The sequence below is a fragment of the Nocardiopsis sp. TRM 82005 genome (genome assembly GCF_056312425.1).
Genome location: NZ_JBWDTQ010000021.1, coordinates 51,713 through 71,156 on the forward strand (window position 1 = coordinate 51,713; position 19,444 = coordinate 71,156).

Sequence of the window (19,444 nt, forward strand, 5' to 3'; positions counted from 1 at the left end):
AGCCCCGCGCCCCGCTCCGGAGACCACGGGAACGAAGCGGGGCCGGGACGACCTCACCGCTGCGACATCAGCACGTGTTCCGCGCGCACCATCGTCGTCCTGACCAGGGTGTTGAGCAGCTCCGGATAGCCGATCCCCTGGGCCTGGAACATGCGCGGCACCTGTGATCGCGCGGTCAGGCCGGGCACCACGTTGATCTCGTTGAGGGTCGGTTCGCCGTGGTCGTCCACGAAGTAGTCGAAGCGGGCCGTTCCCGCGCAGCCGAGCAGACGGTAGAGCCGCAGACTCGCCTGTCGGAGCCGGTCGGTGTACTCGTCGGGGATCGGTGCCGGAACGAGGAACTCGACACCTCCCGCCGTGTACTTGCTCTCGGTGTCGAAGAACGCGGCGGATCCGACCCTGATCTCCAGGGGGGCGCTCACGGCCAGGGTCCCGTCGGGGTGTTCGATCACGGCGATGTCGATCTCCCGACCCTCCATCTCCTTCTCCACCAGGACGTAGCGGTCGAACTCGGCCGCGTACGCGATGGCCTTGTCCAGTTCACCCAGGTCGGTGACCCGGGAGACCCCGAAGCTGGAACCCTCCTGGTCGGGTTTCACGAACAGCGGTGTGTCCAGGCCCTGGGGGAGGGCGCCGGGGACGGCGGACTCCCCGGTGTCCAGCAGGACGCCCGGAGCCACCCGCACACCCGCGTCCCGCGCGAGCAGTTTGGTGAGGTGTTTGTCCATGCTGACGGCCCCCGCCCGCACACCCGGCCCGACGTAGGGGACCGAGCACAGGTCCAGCAGCGCGGCCAGGGTCCCGTCCTCCCCGCCGGTGCCGTGGACGACCGGGAACACGACGTCGGCGTCCTCGAGTACCGCGACCGCTCCGGCCAGGCCGGGGAGTACTTCCCCGTCGTCGTCGGTCCACTGGCCGTCACGCCCGATGACGAGCCTGCTGGACCGGTACACGGTCGTGTCCAGGTGTTGGATGATCGACTCCGCCGATGCGATGGACACATCGTGTTCGGCGCCCCTCCCGCCGCAGACGACGATGACATGGACGCGTTCGTCAGTACCGGGCATGGGATCCCGTCTCCTTCGGGTCGTGTGACGTTCTCACGTGCGAGGTGCGCAACCCCGAGAGACAGGTGGCGTCTCGAGGATCTGCCGGAGTGGCCGGGCGGGGCTCATGAATGACGCGTTCCACACGCGGTCCCACACCGGTCATCAGTTCGTGTTCGTTGGTGTGGCACCACCGGGCCCAGTCGGCCGTGGTCGGTTCGCCCCCGTTCCCCGGACCGAACACGATGACCCGGTCGCCCGCGCGGACCGGCAGGACGCCGACGTCGACCACGATCTGGTCCATGGAGACGGCCCCCACCACGGGGCACCGGCGGCCGTGGACCATGACCTCGGCGGTGTCGGCCGCACGGCGGGGGATGCCGTCCGCGTAGCCCAAGGGCACCAGGGCCAGCCGTGTGCGGGTTCGGGTGAGGTGGGTGTGGCCGTACCCGACCGGGGTCCCCGCCCCGACGTCGCGCACCATGACCACCGGCGCGGCGAGTGTCATGGCCCGGCGCAGCCCGTGTCGGCCTGTCGGGTCGATCCCGTACAGCCCGGCACCGATCCGGGCCATGTCGAACCTGGTGCGGGGGAGGTCGAGGGCGGCCGCGCTGCCGGCCAGGTGCCGGACCGCGGAGGCCGTACCGGTGGCGTGGACGACGGACACGGCCTGCTCGAACAACCGCACGGCCCGCTCGTTGGCCGGGTGGTCGGGCTCGTCCGCGCAGGACAGGTGGCTCATGACCCCCAGGATCCGCACTCTTCGCGCCTTCTCCAGGGAGCGGGCGCGTAGGCACAGTTGCGCCCAGTGGTCCAGTGGCGCTCCGTCGCGTGACATCCCCGTGTCGACGAAAAGGTGGATGCCGGGGACCTGGCCGGTGCGGCGTGCGGTGTCCGCGACGTCATGGAGCTGTCCCAGGTCTCCGACGGCTGTTTCGACGTACAGCCCGACCGCCTCGGTGTAGTCCGTGCCGGGTGGGTTCAGCCAGCTCAACAGGGGTGCGGCGATCCCCTGTCCGCGCAGTCGGACGGCCTCACGAACACTGGTGACCCCGAGGCGCCGCGCCCCGTTGGCCAGGGCCGTGCGCGCGACCTCCGCGGCTCCGTGGTTGAAGGCGTCCGCCTTGACCACGGCCATGAACCCGGGGGACAGGCCGGCGAACAGCCGGGCGTTGTGCGCCACCGCCGCGAGGTGGACGGTGAGGGTGGGAGCTCTCACTCGACCGCCTCGGAGCCCGGCCAGGGGCCGTAGAGCGCGTGCGGGGACCTGGTGGTGTAGGCCCAGTAGCGGTCCCCGTAGCTCCAGTGCCACCACTCGGTGGGGTAGTTCACCAGTCCCTGGCCCATGAGCGCGGCGGCCATGACCGTGCGGTGGCGTCGGGCGGCCGGATCGAGGCCGGGGCGTCGAAGTAGCACGCCCCGTCGCTCTCCTCGGGGGTCGCGTCGATCTCCGTGCCCATCCACAGGGGACGTGCCCGGTCATCGACCAGGGTGAGGTCGACCGCGGCACCGGCGACGTGGGGGGCCACCCCGAGGGGCGCCACGTAGCGGCTGGAGAGCCGCGCGATCTCCGTCTCGCCCTTCTCCGGGTGCAGACGCCGCAACATGTCGGTGTAGGCGGTGATGATCTCGTTCTGGGCCCCGGGCGAGCGGTGGCCCTGGGCGACCCCGAAGCGCACGCCGGGGGGAAGCGAGCGCTGTGCCTCGCGCAGCCGCGCGGCCAGTGAGGACCGCGCCCTCATCCCCGCCGCGTCGTCGGGGTTCGTGCAGAGGATGCCGAGGCCACGTAAGTCAACCAGGGGCTCCCCGCATTCTCGTACGGGGAGGTCGGACACATCGGGGTCGGCGAGGAGCGGGTGAGTCACGGAGGCTCTCCTGACGCTCGTACGTGTACGGATCGGCGGCGGACGGCTCGTGATGGGGGCGCGGGTCGACGCACGGCCGTGTGCCAGCTTAGGGAAAAGTGCAAGTTTGGACATATCGTCTAAAGGTGCCGATTTATTGACCTCAGGTGCCATTCCATCCCCTGAGCTCCGTCTCGCGGAGGCGGGGGCCTCACGGAACCGTTCGGGGGGACGATGTCGATAACCATGTGAGATGGAGAGACGTTTCGGGGAGAACGACTTGCGACTTATGGAGGAAATCCGCCCGCGCCGCCACGCGCACGCGCATCCGGACCGAACGCGCCCGCGGCGCCCGGCGGGATGGTCCCGATGTCACCGGTGGTATCGGGGCCACATGCGTTCGTCGAGGTGAGGGAGGGTGTTCTGAGGCGCCAACCTGTTTTCCGCCTCAATCCGCGCGCGGACGCACAGGGGACACCGGGCCGTGGAATACCGTCGATGCGCCGGTGGTCCCCCTCCTGGCGGACTTGAGAACGAAGAGGGCGGGACTCTAGCATCACGAATCGGTGCGGATCGTCGGCCGGTCGCACAGAGGGACGTACACCGGTCGCTCCACGTCGCCGCGTGCTCCCCCGCCGACGGCCGGGCCCGCCTCGCTACGGAGTCGCGCAACACACCCCCCACCCAGCGTCGGGGATGCCCCCACTCTCCGTACGCCACCAGCCACACTTCACCCCATTGAGATGAGCTCCAGGTGAGTGATGCACGTATTCGGGTCGTACTCGCGGACGGTCAACGACTCTTCCGGTCGGGGCTGAGCCTGATCATCGATTCCCAGGAGGACATGACCGTGGTCGGGCAGGCAGGGGAGGGCGGTGAGGCCCTCACGGTCATCGAAGCCGCCCGACCGGACATCGTCCTGATGGACATGTGGATGGGCCCGATGAACGGGCTCGAAGCCATGAGGCGGCTCTCCGGGGCCGAGGGGAACGGGATCATGTCCGCGTCGTCCTGGCCCCGGGTCATCATGCTCACGGACCTGGGGCTGGACCGGCAGTCGATCGAGGCCATCAGGTACGGGGCCAGCGGTTTCCTGCTCAAGGACAGCACCCCGGAGTTCGTGTGCGAGGCCGTGCGGACCGTGTACGCGGGTAACACCGTGCTGGCCTCGCACGATCTGAACGCGCTGTTCGACGCCCCCGCCGAGGTGGTGCGGCCGGTGCCGCCGGAGTACGCGACCCTCACAGAACGAGAGCGCAAGGTGTTCGCCGCCGTGGTCAGCGGCGCCTCCAACGCGGAGATCGCGGACGAGTTGTCCTTGAGTGAGTCGACGGTCAAGACCCATATCGGGGCGATTCTGCGCAAGCTGGGTCTGCGTGATCGGCTCCAGGTCGTCACCTACTCCTATGAGAACGGTCTGGGACGACGATCGCAGGACGTGCGGAGCGCGGTGAGAGGCCCGCGGAAGCAGTCCCGCATGCCGTCAGCGTCGTGACCGGTGGCCGGACCACCGGTCGAGCAACGGTTGCTCCAGGGCGCGCCAGCTCACCCAGCCCGCCGCGAAGGTCAGGATGAGGGAGAGCGGTCCGCTCCACGCCTCGTCCCAGGAGCGCAGCCACAACACGATCGGATAGTTCCACAGGTAGGCGCCGTAGGAGATGGTGCCCAGACCGACCATGGGGCGTACGAGGCCGTGCGAGGGGACCGGCCACGCCGCACAGCGCATGACCAGGTAGCAGGTCAGGGCGGCCACCCCGGGAACGACGGCCAGGTAGGTCCAGGCGTGCCCCCTCAGCGTGAACAGGCCGAGTACGGCCAGCACCGCCACGGCCGCGACCACGCCTTCCCAGCGCCCGGGTGAGGGGCGAAGGACGCCCTGGCGCTCGGCCAGGGCGGTGCAGGCGCCCATGACCAGCGCCAGACCCCAGGAGGTGGGGAACCGGTAGGCGACGTCGAGTTCGGGAGCCACCGCCAGCATGCCCGCGAGGCATCCGAGCAGGACCAGGACGGCCGCGGCGGCGATCGTGGTCCACGGGCGGTCGCCGCGCAGGCCGATCCACACCACCAGCGGCCACAGGACGTAGAACTGGACCTCGGTCGCCAGGGTCCACAGGTGGAAGGTCGCGTCGGAGCCTATGTCGATCGGGACGTTGGTGGTGTAGGTGAACCCGACGAGCAGTGTTCTGGGGAGCAGCTCGACATCGTTCAGGGGGTCGAACAGGAGCGTGACCAGGGTGAGCCCGGCGAGCATCGTCCACAGGGCGGGCAGCAGCCGGACCGCTCGGCGCCGGGTGTAGCGCGGGACGTCGATCGTGCCGACCCGCTCCCACTCGGAGAGCAGTGAGCGTGTGACGAGATGACCGCTCAGGGCCAGGAACATGGTGACCCCCACGACGCCGCCTCCGGGAACCGCGTCGGGGAAGCCGTGGTAGACGACGACCAGCAGCAGCGAGACACCCCGCAGGACGTCCAGGCCCGCGAGTCTGCCGCTCCGGCCCGGGGCCCTGGTGCCCGTGGCCGTCACGTGCGCGCCTCCAGGCCGTTACCGGCCGGCCGGACCCGCGAGAACTCCGGGGCCGCTCGCCCGGGGCCGGTGTCCCCCGGTGGTTCGGGGACGGTGATGGCCGGCCACGCCGTGTTCGAGCTTTCCTTCCCGCGCCCTGTCGGCAGAGGGGTACCGGTCGTCGGCGGCATGGGGGACGGTCTCCTTCGGGACGAGGGCCTCCCGGACACGTGGGCCGGCGCCGTACGGCACGGACCGCGGGCACGGGGGGAGCCACGGCCCGACCGTGCGCGTGTTCGTGGCCGGGGCATCGCCGGGATCCCCGCCAACCTAGAGGGCGCGCGGTCGGTACCGGTATCGGTCAGAGGTCCCGACCGGATGGCCGCGGGTACCGTTCGTCGAGCGCGTGCCCGACGGTCGGGAGCACGGCCTTCACGGTGTGTTCCACGACGCCGCGGCGACCGATCCGTCCTGTGGACGACGCCCGCCCTGTCCTTCGTGGCCGGTACTGTCGATCCGTGGCAGATCTTCCCGACATCCCCGTCCTTCTCGAAGCGGCCGTCGCGGCCCTGGGCGGCAGCCGCCGCGAGGGCCAGGCGGCCATGGCCAGTGCCGTGGCCCAAGCGGTCGACGAGCGCGAACACCTGGTGGTCCAGGCCGGTACCGGCACCGGTAAGTCCCTGGCCTATCTGGTGCCCGCGATCAGACACGCCATGGCCGCCAAGAGCACGGTGGTGATCTCCACCGCCACCATCGCCCTGCAGAACCAGCTGATCGAGCGCGACCTGCCACGCCTGGCCAAGGCCCTCGCGCCGCTGCTGCCCCACGAACCCACGTTCGCCGTGCTCAAGGGCCGTCGCAACTATCTGTGCCGTAACCGGATGCAGACCGCTGACGAGGACGCCGAGGACACCGAGCTGTTCGACCCCCGCCAGCTCTCCTCGCTGGGCCGTCAGGTGGCCCGGCTGCACGAGTGGGCCGAGGAGACCATCACCGGCGACCGGGACGAACTCGCCCCCGGTGTCAGCGACCTGGCCTGGCGTCAGGTATCGGTGGGCGCCAACGAGTGCATGGGTGCCCGGATCTGCCCCTTCGGACAGGAGTGCTTCGCCGAGTTCGCCCGCGAGGCCACCCAGGGCGTGGACGTGGTGGTCACCAACCACGCCATGCTCTCCATCGACATGTCGCAGGGCTACCACATCCTGCCCGAGCACAACACGATCATGATCGACGAGGCGCACGAGCTCGTCGACCGTGCCACCTCCGTGGCCACCGGCGGTCTGAGCGAGCGCACGGTCAACGCCGCCGCCAAGCGCGCCGCCCGTCTGGTCGAACCCGGTGTCAGCGAGCGCCTGACCGAGTGCGCCGACGGCCTGGCACTGATGTTCACCGAGTCGGCCGAGGGGCGCCTGGACCACATCGACGACGCCCTCGCCAACGCGGTCGCCGTGACCCGCGACGCCGCCTCGGCCTGCGTCACCGCCATCGGCCCCTCGCCCGGTGAGCTGGACCCGGACGGAGCCAGCGACCGCCGCCTGGCTCTAGCCGCCCTCGAAGAGGTGCACGACACCGCTGTGCGGGTCCTGGAGTCCTTCGAGCCCGCCCTGCGCGACCGCACCGAGGTCGTGTGGCTGACCAGGACACCGGGCCGCCAGCCCACGCTCAACGTGGCCCCGCTCGGCGTCGGCGGGCTGCTGCGGGACAAACTCTTCGGAGACCGCACCGTGGTCCTGACCTCCGCCACCCTCACACTGGGCGGTTCCTTCACCGCCCTGGCCAACCAGTGGGGTCTGGGCCGCGAGGTCACCCAGGAGGCCGCTGATCGCGCGGGCCGCACCAGCTCGGGTTCGGGCGGTACCCACGAGGCAGAGGGGACGGACGAGCTCCAGGGGACACAGAGCGGCTCCGGTCCCGACGGCAGCGGGGGAGAAAGGGGCGACGACGGTGACGGTCCCCACCGCGCGGCTGGGGAGCCCCGCTGGCGCGCACTGGACGTCGGCTCGCCCTTCGAGCACGCGCGCAGCGGCATCCTCTACGTGGCCACCCATCTGCCATCGCCAGGCCGCGACGGGCTCGCGCCCGCCTACCTGGACGAGATCACCGAGCTCATCGAAGCCGCCGACGGCCGTGCGCTGGGGCTGTTCTCCTCCATGCGCGCCGCCCAGCAGGCCGCCGAAGAGCTCCGTGAGCGACTGGACCACCCGATCCTGTGCCAGGGGGAGGACTCCACCGGCCAGCTGGTCCGCCGGTTCGCCGAGGACGAGCGATCCTGCCTGTTCGGCACCCTGTCGCTGTGGCAGGGCGTGGACGTGCCCGGGCCCTCGCTGTCACTGGTCATCGTGGACCGCATCCCCTTTCCCCGGCCCGACGACCCGCTGGCCTCGGCCCGCCAGCGCGCCGTGGCCGCGCACGGTGGCAACGGCTTTCTCTCGGTGGCCGCCACCCACGCCGCACTCCTGCTCGCCCAGGGAACCGGACGCCTGTTGCGCTCCACCGACGACCGGGGCGTCATCGCCGTCCTGGACCCGCGCCTGGCCACCGCCCGCTACGGCGGTTTCCTGCGGGCCTCCCTACCGCCCTACTGGGGGACCACCGACCCGGCGGTGGCCAGGTCGGCGCTGCGTCGCCTGTCCGGCCGGGCCGAGCCCGAACCCGCCGCGGGGTAGGTCTGGTTCGGGGCCTCAGAGGCCCGTGGGATACCGAACGCGCCGGGCCACCGGCAGAACGGCGGCCGGGCGCCCACGGAAACGGGATGTCCGGCTGTGTGCCGTCGTGGGGGCGGGCCCGGTGCGGCCGGTCCGCTCCTACGGGGGGTGCTCCGTCTCAGCCCCGGGTGCGGTAGCCGAACAGTCGGACCGCGTACGCGGGGGTTTCGTCGTCCTCGGCCTCCTGGATGAACCAGCGATCGTCGTGATCACCGACCAACAGCTCGTTCCACATCATGTCGATGAGTTTGAGCCGGGAGACCACGGACGCCTCGGGATCCAACACGATCGAGTAGGCGCGGTCGGTCAGCCGCTGGGTCACCATGCCCACGGACTGCCCGTCCCAGATGGCCGGGACGGGAGCGTGGCCGATCTCGACCCCGCACAGCCGTAGCTGCTCCACCTCTTCGTCGAGGGCCTCGGCGGCCAGCGCGCCGTCCAGCCGGAGGGCGTCCTCCAACTCGTCGCGGTCCTCATCCTCACGTAGGTAGGCGTGATAGGTGCGGTAGCCGCAGGTGCGGCACTTGCGCCAGACGACGCAGCGGGCCAGCCCGTAGGCGGACTGTGCTTCGCCCACACTCTGGTAGTCGCTCACCTCGCGAATCGTGCCGCAGTCGCAGCACAAGGCCGTGAGATCCTGCTTCATCAGAGTCCCCCCTCCCAGGCGAGTATGCGACGAATGGAGCCCGTTAGGGAACCCGTTCGGTGAGGAAGTCGCGGCAAGGACTCGTCATCAATGCCCAAAATGACCTGCTGAGGGGTTTCGACCGCGCCCCGACGGCGTGTCGGTGCGGTATGTCCTACGTCAACCCACTAGAGGGCATCGTGCGCGTGCGCCACTACTCGTCGATCGACAGGCCGCGCTTGTTACGGGCGCTCCAGTCGCGCATCCGCTGCGGGTAGCCCATGATCTGCACGTCGTACGCGGGCACCGCGTGCTTGCTGGCCACCTTGCGGATCACCTCGGGGGAGCCGCATCGGCGGCGGATCCACTCACCGTTCGTGGCGACCGCGACGGCTGTGGTCCGGGTGGCGAAGGTCTCCGGCTCGACGAAGAACTCCACCCCGACCTTGCTCTTGGCGAAGTCGATCAGCGCCTTGATGTCCGAATCCTCGGAGGCCCGGTCGAAACGGGCCTTGCCCCTGCGGTTGGCCTTGCGGAGTCCGAAACGGTCTCGCCATCCCATCGGCGCTCATGTCCCCTCGGGTGCGGCTCGGTGCGGCTGTCTGTGCTGGGGCCGCGGTGGTTCCCCGCAGGGGCACCACGGTGACTCCAGTCTATCGGGCCGAATCCACCTCTAGCGGATGCGGAAACCCGTGCTGCACCGGTTTCCGCGTTCTGCGGACAGCCTTGTCACCACGCTGCTACGTTCTGTTCTCACACGGCACTTACAGGGGGAGTGATCATGCCGATGTGGACATGGGTGGGGGAGGCCGCACGCCAGTTCAGGGCGGCGGGACAGACGGAACTGGCTGACGCGGTCGCGAGCCTGCCGGTGCTCTGTGAGGCCGGGGACGCGGTGCGTGTGGAGGCCGTGGCCCGTTCGGCACTGCGTACCGCGCGCCGGCTGGTCTCCGAGACGGGGGCGACCGGGCCCGGGGTGCCGGGGGCCTTCGGGCCGCCGACCCTGTTCTTCTTCGCGCACTGGCCGCTGGCGGTGCGGGTGGGGGCCCTGGCCGAGGGCAGGCGGGCGCTCGCCCAGGTCAGCTCGGCCGCCGAGGACGAGCCCGATCCGCACGTTCACGGTCCGCTGCCGGTCTCCCTGCTGGAGACCCTGGTGCGCTGTCACGCCAACGTCGACGCCCGGGGCACCACCGACCTGCGTCGTGACCTGTTGTCCACCCGGCGTCTGGCCGGTTGGGAACGCACCCCCGCCTGGCCCGCGTTCACCCTCGCTCGGGTGAACCTCCTCATCGACGAGGACCTGGCCGACCGCGCCGAGGCTGAGCTGCGGCGCTACGAGCACACCGCCACCGGCCCGGCCATGCTCGGTGCCGACGGTGTGTTCACCCTCGTCAGAGCCCTGCGGTACCAGGACAAGCACGCCGATGCCCTGGAGGCGCTGGACCGGATGGAGGCGGAACTGGCCCTGGACGAGGCCAACCCCCGCCGGGCCGCCCTGCACCGGCGCATCCGCTTCGAGCGGGCGCGACTGCTGTCCTGGCTGGCCCGGCTGGGCCAGTGCCAGCCCCAGGAGGCCATCGCACCTCTGCCCACCGTGGAGGAGGCCGAGGCGTATCCGGGCCTGCGGCCCGCGTGGGTGGAGGCGGTGGAGAACCTCGTGTGCCAGGGCGCCGTCCGCAACGACTGGCGGCTGGGCGTGCGCGTGACCACCTGGTCGCGCTACTTCGAGCGGGTGGGGGCCCCTCGCCGCGGAGCGGAGCTCGCCCTGTCCGCTGCCCGCCTCGCCTCGGGCCGCGGGGCCCGCTGGGTGGCGAGCTGTTCCGCGCGGCGGGCGGAGCGGCTCATCGGAGAGTTGGGGCGCACGGACGAGATCGTGGGGGACCTGGTGGAGGTGCGCGCCATGATCGAGCGGATGCCGCCGGTCCAGCCGTTGGTCCCGGCCGAGAACGTACTGGACTTCCTCAAGGCGCAGCCCGCCGAGGAGGTCAACCCCGAGCAGCAGGCCGAGCAGGTCAACGCCGCACTGGAACACGTCCCGCACGACACCCCGCTGCTGACCGCGCTCGGCCAGGTCGGCCGGACGCTGATGCTGTCGGACGCGGTGACCGAGCCCCAGTGGCGGCACGTGCGCGAGCGGCCGGGGGACCAGCGCGCGGCGCTGTCGCTGCTGGAGACCCTCCTGCACGACAACGACACCGTCGGGGTGCGCAACCTGGTGAGCACCCTCGCGGCCGGTGCGCTGGGAAACGACGCGGTCAGGGGCGCGTCCGCGCCCGTGGAGACCATATGGTCGGGCGCCTTGGCCCCGCACCCCTAGCGACCACCGTGTCCCAGCGGCGACCGCCTCCACCGAACGCCCCCACGTTGACCAGCGCGTCCGGATTCGTGCTGGCGGCCCCGAACCGTGGGCCCGCTCGGCTCTGATAGAGCTTCGGGTTCCCGAACTTCCCACGGAGGCGATATGTGGATGGTGCTCTTCTACGTCACACCTGTGACCGTGTGTCTGGCGCTACTCGTGTTACTGATGTTCTCGTTGGTCCTGGCCCGTGGACACCGGAAGGGGCCCGGGCGGCTCCGGGCCCTGGCGCGCGCACTCCTCGGCGCCGGGGCGGCCACCTGCCTCCTGGTCCTGGCCGCCTCCGTCCCCGAATGGGACACGGGGAGCGGCTACGTCGTGTGGAATCCCCTGTCCTCCGTCCAGGAACTCCAGCGGGACGCGACCCCCGTGGCACATTTCGGTCAGGAACTCACCAGCGGGGAACGGGCGTACTACAGCGTCGACCCGGTCTCCGCGGACGAGAAGGCCCAACTCCTGGAACGGGAACCCTACGACTTCTTCGCGCACGGGACGCCCGACGACGGCCTGGTGGTCCTGGACACCGAGGGCCAGCCGGTCCCGCCGGACAAGGAACTGCTCGTGGAACAGGACATGGGCGAGTCGATCGCGCATGCCGGTGGGCCGATGGGGTCCCAGGCCCTGATCGTGGAGGAGAAGGTCTTCCATGCCCTGCTCTTCGTTCCCGTGGGGATCCTGGCCCTCCACGCCTTCTCCTCCTGGACGGCGAGGGTCCTGGCCGGCCCCGGGCTCTCGGTCTCGATCGAGGTGGGCCAGTGGGCCGTGGGCAACCTGGCCGACACCGGCGACGTCCTCGCGCACACCGTGGGTTCGCTGGCGGGGGTGGCCGTGGCCGGCGGTGCCGTGGCGCTCGTGAACAGGCGGGGGGCGGCCGGCGGCGCGGACGCCCACAGCCCTCCTCGGACGGCTACCCGGTAGCGGCGCGTACTCCGTCCATGAGCGAGCGCCCGGTCGGGTAGGACAGCGCGGCGGAGGGCAGCCGGGCGGGCCTGCCACTGGCCAGCACACGCACCCGCCCGGGGCGCTCGCCGGCGGGGATATCGCCGATCCGGCGCAGAGCCTGCGCGGCGACCGCGTCGGCGGCGGTGAACAGCGCGGCCCGCCCGCCCAGGGCGGCCGAGATCCGCTCGCCCACCAGGTCGTAGTGGGTGCATCCCAGCACCACACCGCGCACGTCGGCGGGGGTCAGTTCGGCGGCGTAGGCCACGGCGTCACCGATCAGCCGGGGATCGGCCGACTCCACCGCCTCGGCCAGTCCTACGCAGGCGACCGGGGTCACCTCCACGTCGCGCGCGAAGGTCTCGACGAGTCGGCGCTGGTAGCCGCTGCGCGTGGTCGCGACGGTGGACCACACCGCGATCGGCCCTCCGGCGGCGGCCGCGGGCTTGATCGCGGGGACCGTCCCGATCACCGGCACCCGTGGTTCGAACTCGGTGCGCAGGTCGGCCAGCCCGTGCACCGACGCGGTGTTGCACGGCACCACCACGGCGTCCAGCCCCGGGTCGCCGGCGGCCTCGCGGGCGGCGCGGGCTCCGGCCAGCGCGCGTGCGATCACCTCGTCCGGGGTATGCGGGCCCCAGGGCATGTGATCCGGGTCCATGGACAGGAACAAGTCCGCGTCCGGCCGTGCGGAGCGCAGGGCCGCCGCGGTCGAGAGCATGCCGATGCCGGAATCTACGAGAGCGATACGCACGGGTCACATCCTACGGCCAGCCCCGTACCACCCCGCCGAACGGGCACGCAACGGGTGGCCGGTCCTTCTCCGAGGCCGTGGCCGGATACGGCCGCGGATAGGGGATCTGTGCGGAGGACACGTGAAAATGGGGTGGCACAAGACCGTTACTGATAGGTAGAACTAAGTGGATCGGCCGTCCGTGTGCCTTCGCACGCCCGGATCCGACCCACGCTGTGCTTCGTCGAGGAACGGAAAAAACTGGGATGGCTCCTCAACACCAGGGAACGAGCAGCGCGACCTCCGCAGGAGCGCGGACGGGCTTCGCCGAGCACATAGCGGCGGTCCAGAAGCTGCGCCGCGACTATCGTGCGCTGCCCCAGGACGCGCCGGTGCGCCTGGCCAAGCCCACCTCGAACCTCTTCCGGTTCCGCGAGCCCACCAGCGCGCCCGCCCTGGACGTGTCCGGCTTCACCGACGTCATCGCCATCGACCCGGTCGAACGCCTCGCCGATGTGGGCGGTATGACCACCTACGAGGACCTTGTCGCCGCCACCCTTCCGCACGGACTCATGCCGACCGTCGTTCCGCAGCTGCGCACCATCACCCTCGGCGGGGCCGTCACCGGCATGGGTATCGAGTCCTCCTCCTTCCGCAACGGCCTGCCGCACGAGGCCGTCCAGGAGATGGAGATCCTCACCGGCAGCGGTGACGTCGTCACCGCCACCCGCGACAATGAGCACAGTGACCTCTTCTACGGGTTCCCCAACTCCTACGGGACCCTGGGCTACAGCCTGCGCCTGCGCATCGACCTGGAACCGGTCTCCCCCTACGTGCACCTGCGCCACCTGCGCTTCCACGACTCCGCCGAGACCATGGACGCCCTGTCCCGTATCTGTGCCGACCGCGAGCACGACGGACAGCCGGTCGACTTCGTGGACGGGGTCGCCTTCTCCCGCGACGAGCTGTACCTGACCCTGGCCCGTTTCACCGACCAGGCTCCCTGGACCAGCGACTACACCGGCAAGGACATCTACTACCGGTCCATCCAGCGCTACGCGGGCACCGGCCCCGGTGACTACCTCACCATCAGCGACTACCTGTGGCGCTGGGACACCGACTGGTTCTGGTGCTCCCGGGCCTTCGGCACCCAGCACCCGCTGGTGCGCCCCCTGTGGCCGCGCTCCCTCAAGCGCTCCGACGTCTACCGCAGACTCGTCGCCTGGGACCGGCGCACCGACTTCTTCCGGCTCCTCACCCACTACCGGGGCAAGCGGCCCCAGGAGCCGCTCATCCAGGACATCGAGGTGGACGTCGATCGCGGCGCGGAGTTCCTGGACTCCTACCACGACGAGATCGGCATGACCCCCGTCTGGATGTGCCCCCTGCGGCTGCGCGAGCCCCGGCGGCCCGGACTGGGCACCGACGAGTACGTGTGGCCGCTCTACCCGCTGGACGGGGACCGCCTCTACGTGAACTTCGGCTTCTGGGGCCTAGTCGACATGAAGCCGGGACAGCGCCATGCCCACCACAATCGCCTGGTCGAGGAGAGGGTCGCCGAGCTGGGCGGCCACAAGTCCCTGTACTCGGACTCCTTCTACACCGAGGAGGAGTTCTGGCGTCTCTACAACGGTCAGGCCTACACCGGCCTCAAGGAGGCCTACGACCCCCAGGGACGACTGCTCGACCTGTACGCCAAGTGCGTACGCAACCGCTGAGGCATCACATCACCGGGACGCGACCCGAGGCGATGGGCCGCATCCGAGACAGGAAGGACAAGAGCATGCGGCTTGCCGAGATCTTCGAGCGTGTCATGGGATCCGACGCGCCCATCCGATTCACCGCGTATGACGGCAGCAGCGCCGGAGACCCCAACAGCGACGTGGCGCTGCACGTGCGCACCCCGGTCGCCGTCAACTACCTGGTCCAGTCGCCCAACACGGTCGGTCTGGCCCGCGCGTACGTCTCCGGCCACCTGGAGCTGGAGGGCGACATGTACACCGCCCTCAAGCGCGTGGCGGACTTCGTGTTCACCGACGGGCTCAACGTCTCCGTGCGCGACATCGCCGAGATCGTACGGTCCGTGGGCTGGGTCAAGTTCGTCAACCGGGTCGCCCCGCCGCCGCAGGAGATGTCCCGCGGCCGCCTCACCGGCTTGGGCTGGCGACACTCCAAACAGCGCGACGCCGAGGTCATCCACCACCACTACGACGTCTCCAACGCCTTCTACGAACTGGTCCTGGGCCCGTCCATGACCTACACCTGCGCCGTCTTCGACGACGAGGACGGCTCCCTGGATCGGGTGAAGCGCTTCGACGGCGCCCTGGAGAGCGCCCAGTTCCGCAAGTACGAGCTGGTCTCGCGAAAGCTCGGGCTGGAGCCGGGGATGCGCCTGCTCGACGTGGGCTGCGGATGGGGCGGCATGGTCATGCACGCCGCCCGCGAGCACGGGGTTCGCGCGCTCGGCGTCACCCTGTCCAAGGAACAGGCCGAGTGGGCGGGCAAGAGGATCGCGCAGGAAGGGCTGTCGGAGCTGGCCGAGGTCCGTCACATGGACTACCGGGACGTTCCCGACGGCAGCTACGACCGGATCAGCTCCATCGGCCTGACCGAGCACGTGGGGGCCAGGAACCTGGACCCCTACTTCGCGTCACTCAACGCCAAGCTCGTCCCCGGGGGGCGGCTGCTCAACCACTGCATCACCCGGCCGCGCAACGACCTGCCGCCCATGAACCCCAAGGGGGTCATCAACCGGTACGTGTTCCCCGACGGCGAGCTGGAGGGCCCCGGCCGGATCCAGACCGCGATGAACGACGCCGGCTTCGAGATCCGGCACCAGGAGAACCTGCGCGAGCACTACGCCCTCACCCTCCGCCACTGGGGCGCCAACCTGGAGCGCAACTGGGACGAGGCCGTCGCCGAGGTCGGTGAGGGCACCGCACGCGTCTGGCGGCTCTACATGGCCGGGTGCGTGCTCGGCTTCGAGCGCGACGTGGTGCAGCTGCACCAGGTCCTCGGTGTGAAGCTGGACGGCACCGAGGCGCACGTGCCGCTGCGTCCCTGGTTCTGACCGAAGCCCGGGCGGGCCCCGCCGCGGTCCGCCCGGGGCCGCCGGGCCCGCTCCACGCGCCGCCGTCCCGACAGCCCCCGCCGCCGGGCCCCTCTCCTGTTCGCGGGTAGGGGATTCTGGCCTGTCCGCGGGCTCCGCGGGGCGGTTTGGCGGCATCATGGACCCAGCCGAACAACCACCGGAAGGGGCCATACCGTGTCCGAGTCCTTCGACGGCAGCACCGACGGGCACACACCCGCCTCCGACGTGCCCGAGCACGTCAAGCGGACGGCCGTCGACCTGATCGCCGCCTACGCGGACCGCGACCAGGAGGAGCTCGACGGGGTCATCCCGCGCGCCTCCGACGACGCGGACGCCGTCATGTCCGAGCTGAAGGTCATCACCGCCTTCCTCAGCCGCCGCGTGCAGCAGACCGGCGTGGTGTGGAAGCCCGCCGACTCTCGCGAGGCCGTCGCGCGCATGGTCGCCGAGATGCTTCCACCCGAGCTGGAGTTCGCCGTCTCCACCGCGTGGGAGGCCCACTCGGTCGGCGAGGAGGAGACCGCGGAACGCTTCACCCAGGGCGATCCCATGGTCTACGTACACATGCTCGCCGCCTTCGGCGCCGCCATCGGCCTGGCCGTGTACAAGCGCGCCGAGCTTCTCTCCATCCTGCGCCAGGTCACCGGGCTGACCGAATAGGCGGTGCTCTCCGGCGGACCCCGTGTTCTCCGTAAGGCCGTGCTCCGCTTCTCCCGCCCTTCACCACTCCCGACGGAAAGTCCCCTCGCCCTCCCGCCCGAGCTCGGGCGGGAGGGCGAGGGGACTCTTGGTAACCGGTCCCAGCGGCCGCGACACTCCTGGCCGTCCCCGCCTCCTAACGGGTCAGACACAAAAGATAGTGGTTTACTTCACTCCAGGCGGTTCTTTACGTAGGTTTCCTACCAACCCTGAGGGGACCCTCGAAAGGAACGGGAGGCGAGCTGATGGCCCGCAGACGAGCACATGAGTACGTTCCGCTCCCCGCGGCGGCCGCGGCCCTGGTCCTGGCCGCGACGGCGTGCGGTACCGGAGGGAGTGCCGGAGGCGACGCCTCCGACACCGACAGCCTCCTGGTCTGGATCATGCAGGGCACCAACCCTGACGAGACGGAGTTCTTCGAAGCGGCCAACACCGCGTTCACCGACGAGACCGGCATCGAGGTCGAGGTCGAGTTCGTGCCCTGGCAGGACGCCCAGAACAAGATCTCCACCGCCATCGCGGGCGGTACCACGCCCGACGTCGCCGAACTCGGCAACACCTTCACCCCGGGTTTCGCCGACGCCGGAGCCCTGCACGACCTGTCCGGCTACGGCGTCGACGCCTCCCAGTACATTCCCGGCCTGATGGAGATGGGCCAGCTCGACGAGGGCGTCTACGGCGTCCCCTGGTACGCCTCCATCCGTTCCGTCGTCTACCGCAGCGACCTGTTCGAGGAGCACGGCCTGGAGGCCCCGCAGGACTGGGACGGGCTGCGTGAGGCGGCCCTGTCCCTGTCCGAGGCCGAGGAGGACATGATCGCCTTCCCCGTCCCCGGCGACGCCCAGTACTCGGTCATGCCCTGGATCTGGGGCGGCGGGGGCGAGATCGCCGTCGAGGGATCCGACGGCACCTGGAGCTCGCAGCTCGACAGCGACGAGGCCCGTGCCGGGGTCGGGTTCTTCACCGACCTCGCCCTGGAGGACGGCACCTCCACCACCGGCGCCGTCAACTGGAACGAGATCGACGTCATGGAGGCCGTCGCCGACGAGGAGGCCGCCATGGCCATCCTCGGCAGCGCCAACCCCAAGGCCATCCTGGAGGCCAACCCCGACCTGGAGGGCAGGATCGACTCCTTCACCCTGCCCGGACCGGACGGCGGGTACATGCCCTCCTTCGCGGGCGGATCGCTGTTGTCGGTCTTCGAGGGCACGGGCAACGAGGAGGCGGCCTGGCAGTACGTCCAGCACCTGACCGGTGACGAGCTCTCCATGCGCTGGGCCGAGGAGACCGGGTTCTTCCCGGGGGTGGTCGAGGAGGTCGACGAGTTCTCCGCCTCCGCCGCACCCATCCTGGAGCCCTTCGCCGTCCAGCTCAACGAGGCCAGCCGGGGCGTGCCCGTCACCCCGGCCTGGACCCAGGTGGAGGCCGAGAAGGTCCTGGTCGGCATGCAGCAGTCCATTCTCAACGGCGACGCCTCGGTGGACGAGGCCACCGAGGACGCGGCCAACGAGATCGAACGCATCCTCAACGAAGGGTAGACACGTGCGAACACCGGTCGGGCTGGACACCAGCAGCGGACCGGAGCAGGGCACCCGCAGTCCGTCCGGGCCGTCCTCCGGGCGGTCCGGGCCGCGGCGGCGGGCGCCGCTCCTGGGCATGCGCGGGCGTAGGGCGCTCCTGCCGTGGGTGCTGCTCACACCCGCGCTGACGGTCATCGGACTGCTACTGCTGTTCCCGCTCGGCCGGATCGTATGGCTGTCCTTCCGCGACTACCAGCTACGCAACCTGGTCTCGGGCGAGTCCGACTTCATCGGCTTCGCCAACTACGCCACTCTGTTGGGCGACCCGTACCTGTGGCGGGTCGCCATGCTCAACACGGTGGTCTTCGCCGCGGTCGCGGTGCTCACCACCATCGTCGTGGGCACGCTGGTGGCACTGCTGCTGGCCACACTGCGCCCGGTGCCCCGGGTGATCGTCGTCTCCTGCGTCATGGTCGCCTGGGCCATGCCCGCGGTCAGCGGCACCTACGTGTGGATCTGGATCTTCGACGTCGACAACGGCGTCGTCGCCCAGGCGCTGACCTCCCTGGGCCTGCTCGACCCGTCCGGGTACAACTGGTTCGCCGACCGGCTGTTCTTCTACGCCATCGTCACCCTCAACATCGTGCACGGCGGCTTCCCGTTCGTGGCGGTCACCGTCCTGGCCGGACTGCTCACCGTCCCCAGGGAGCTGCACGAGGCGGCTCGCATCGACGGCGCGGGCGCCTGGAAGCGCTTCTGGCACGTCACGTTCCCGGTGCTGCGTCCGGTGTTCGCCGTGGTCACCGTGCTCTCCACCATCTGGGACTTCAAGGTGTTCGCGCAGATCTACCTGATGCCCGGTGGCGACGTGGGAGGGTCGCACATGCTCAACCTGGGCGTGTGGTCCTACGTGCGCTCCTTCGGCCACAACGACTACGGCCTCGGCTCGGCCATCGCCGTCCTGCTCACCCTTCTGCTGCTGGTGATCACCGTGTTCTACCTGCGTGCGCTGTTCCGCGAGGACGGGGTCGGATGAGCGCGGTGGTGCGGGAGCGGATCCGCTCAGCGGACCAGGCCGTGAACCCCGGCGACCAGCTTGTCGCGCACCCGGCGCCAGTCCACCGAGGCCAGGAAGTGCCGGTCGAGGTCCTCGCGTACGGCGGCCATGGTGCGCAGGTCGTACTCGTCCAGCGGGCGCCCGTCGTCGTTGTCCCGGTTGACCAGGCTGTCGACGTAGGCGTACAGCGACTGCCCGCTGACGTCGCCCAGGGCGTGCCTGACCGCGCGATCCCGGAAGCGCGCGTCATACGGGATCCAACTGATGACGACCTCGGTGGGGGAGGGTCCGGCGGAATCGTGCACGGCGCTACGCCACCGCCTCCG

General features: G+C 70.3%; 18 protein-coding genes. 9 read left to right on the forward strand and 9 right to left on the reverse strand.

What is annotated here, in order from left to right:
* Window positions 1–53: 53 nt before the first annotated feature.
* From AC0T5L_RS17370 to AC0T5L_RS17385, 4 genes are read right to left on the reverse strand one after another with little or no spacing between them, the layout of a single operon-like run.
* Window positions 54–1,067 carry a D-alanine--D-alanine ligase family protein gene (locus AC0T5L_RS17370; protein ID WP_476166539.1) on the reverse strand — a complete coding sequence of 338 codons (1,014 nt, stop codon included), beginning with the start codon at window positions 1,065–1,067 and terminating at the stop codon, window positions 54–56.
* Complete coding sequence (gene alr / locus AC0T5L_RS17375; RefSeq protein WP_476166540.1) at window positions 1,054–2,265, reverse strand: alanine racemase; 1,212 nt, start codon at window positions 2,263–2,265, stop codon at window positions 1,054–1,056. The genes AC0T5L_RS17370 and alr overlap by 14 nt, the downstream gene beginning before the upstream one ends.
* The gene (locus AC0T5L_RS17380; protein WP_476166541.1) at window positions 2,262–2,408 is read right to left on the reverse strand and encodes a hypothetical protein; all 147 of its coding nucleotides are present in this window, start codon (window positions 2,406–2,408) and stop codon (window positions 2,262–2,264) included. Before AC0T5L_RS17380 ends, alr begins: the two co-directional genes overlap by 4 nt.
* Window positions 2,375–2,911, reverse strand: a complete 537-nt coding sequence (locus AC0T5L_RS17385; protein ID WP_476166542.1) for a M15 family metallopeptidase domain-containing protein — start codon at window positions 2,909–2,911, stop codon at window positions 2,375–2,377. Before AC0T5L_RS17385 ends, AC0T5L_RS17380 begins: the two co-directional genes overlap by 34 nt.
* 733 nt (window positions 2,912–3,644) lie before the next feature.
* Here AC0T5L_RS17385 and AC0T5L_RS17390 point away from each other — a divergent pair.
* Window positions 3,645–4,385 carry a LuxR C-terminal-related transcriptional regulator gene (locus tag AC0T5L_RS17390; RefSeq protein WP_476166543.1) on the forward strand — a complete coding sequence of 247 codons (741 nt, stop codon included), beginning with the start codon at window positions 3,645–3,647 and terminating at the stop codon, window positions 4,383–4,385.
* On the opposite strand, the gene AC0T5L_RS17395 is transcribed toward AC0T5L_RS17390, so the two are convergent.
* On the reverse strand, window positions 4,374–5,414 hold the full coding sequence (locus AC0T5L_RS17395; protein ID WP_476166544.1) for an acyltransferase family protein: 1,041 nt from the start codon (window positions 5,412–5,414) through the stop codon (window positions 4,374–4,376). The genes AC0T5L_RS17390 and AC0T5L_RS17395 overlap by 12 nt on opposite strands.
* A gap of 497 nt (window positions 5,415–5,911) precedes the next feature.
* On the opposite strand from AC0T5L_RS17395, the gene AC0T5L_RS17400 reads away from it, so the two are divergent.
* Window positions 5,912–8,059: an ATP-dependent DNA helicase gene (locus tag AC0T5L_RS17400; protein ID WP_476166545.1), complete on the forward strand. Its 2,148-nt coding sequence runs from the start codon at window positions 5,912–5,914 to the stop codon at window positions 8,057–8,059.
* A 157-nt stretch (window positions 8,060–8,216) separates the two neighbouring features.
* Here AC0T5L_RS17400 and AC0T5L_RS17405 read toward each other — a convergent pair whose 3' ends face one another.
* Both AC0T5L_RS17405 and AC0T5L_RS17410 read right to left on the reverse strand, forming a co-directional pair.
* Window positions 8,217–8,744: a DUF6315 family protein gene (locus tag AC0T5L_RS17405; RefSeq protein WP_476166546.1), complete on the reverse strand. Its 528-nt coding sequence runs from the start codon at window positions 8,742–8,744 to the stop codon at window positions 8,217–8,219.
* A 193-nt stretch (window positions 8,745–8,937) separates the two neighbouring features.
* Window positions 8,938–9,285 carry a hypothetical protein gene (locus AC0T5L_RS17410; RefSeq protein WP_476166547.1) on the reverse strand — a complete coding sequence of 116 codons (348 nt, stop codon included), beginning with the start codon at window positions 9,283–9,285 and terminating at the stop codon, window positions 8,938–8,940.
* A 219-nt stretch (window positions 9,286–9,504) separates the two neighbouring features.
* Here AC0T5L_RS17410 and AC0T5L_RS17415 point away from each other — a divergent pair, with 219 nt between their 5' ends.
* Window positions 9,505–11,040: a hypothetical protein gene (locus tag AC0T5L_RS17415; protein ID WP_476166548.1), complete on the forward strand. Its 1,536-nt coding sequence runs from the start codon at window positions 9,505–9,507 to the stop codon at window positions 11,038–11,040.
* Window positions 11,041–11,190: 150 nt separating this feature from the next.
* Window positions 11,191–11,997 carry a VanZ family protein gene (locus AC0T5L_RS17420; protein WP_476166549.1) on the forward strand — a complete coding sequence of 269 codons (807 nt, stop codon included), beginning with the start codon at window positions 11,191–11,193 and terminating at the stop codon, window positions 11,995–11,997.
* Here AC0T5L_RS17420 and AC0T5L_RS17425 read toward each other — a convergent pair.
* On the reverse strand, window positions 11,987–12,772 hold the full coding sequence (locus tag AC0T5L_RS17425; protein WP_476166550.1) for a glutamate racemase: 786 nt from the start codon (window positions 12,770–12,772) through the stop codon (window positions 11,987–11,989). The genes AC0T5L_RS17420 and AC0T5L_RS17425 overlap by 11 nt on opposite strands.
* Window positions 12,773–13,017: 245 nt before the next feature.
* Between AC0T5L_RS17425 and AC0T5L_RS17430 the strand changes: the two genes are divergently transcribed.
* From AC0T5L_RS17430 to AC0T5L_RS17450, 5 genes are all read left to right on the forward strand, one after another.
* Complete coding sequence (locus tag AC0T5L_RS17430; RefSeq protein WP_476166551.1) at window positions 13,018–14,469, forward strand: FAD-binding oxidoreductase; 1,452 nt, start codon at window positions 13,018–13,020, stop codon at window positions 14,467–14,469.
* 65 nt (window positions 14,470–14,534) lie between these two features.
* Window positions 14,535–15,821, forward strand: a complete 1,287-nt coding sequence (locus AC0T5L_RS17435; protein WP_476166552.1) for a class I SAM-dependent methyltransferase — start codon at window positions 14,535–14,537, stop codon at window positions 15,819–15,821.
* A gap of 195 nt (window positions 15,822–16,016) precedes the next feature.
* On the forward strand, window positions 16,017–16,502 hold the full coding sequence (locus AC0T5L_RS17440; RefSeq protein WP_476166553.1) for a hypothetical protein: 486 nt from the start codon (window positions 16,017–16,019) through the stop codon (window positions 16,500–16,502).
* A gap of 284 nt (window positions 16,503–16,786) precedes the next feature.
* Complete coding sequence (locus AC0T5L_RS17445; protein ID WP_476166554.1) at window positions 16,787–18,079, forward strand: sugar ABC transporter substrate-binding protein; 1,293 nt, start codon at window positions 16,787–16,789, stop codon at window positions 18,077–18,079.
* Window positions 18,080–18,197: 118 nt separating this feature from the next.
* Entirely contained in the window at window positions 18,198–19,097 is a 900-nt protein-coding gene (locus AC0T5L_RS17450; RefSeq protein ID WP_476166633.1) for a carbohydrate ABC transporter permease, read from the forward strand.
* Window positions 19,098–19,123: 26 nt separating this feature from the next.
* Here AC0T5L_RS17450 and AC0T5L_RS17455 read toward each other — a convergent pair whose 3' ends face one another.
* Window positions 19,124–19,423: a hypothetical protein gene (locus AC0T5L_RS17455; RefSeq protein WP_476166555.1), complete on the reverse strand. Its 300-nt coding sequence runs from the start codon at window positions 19,421–19,423 to the stop codon at window positions 19,124–19,126.
* Between the last annotated feature and the right edge of the window lie 21 nt (window positions 19,424–19,444).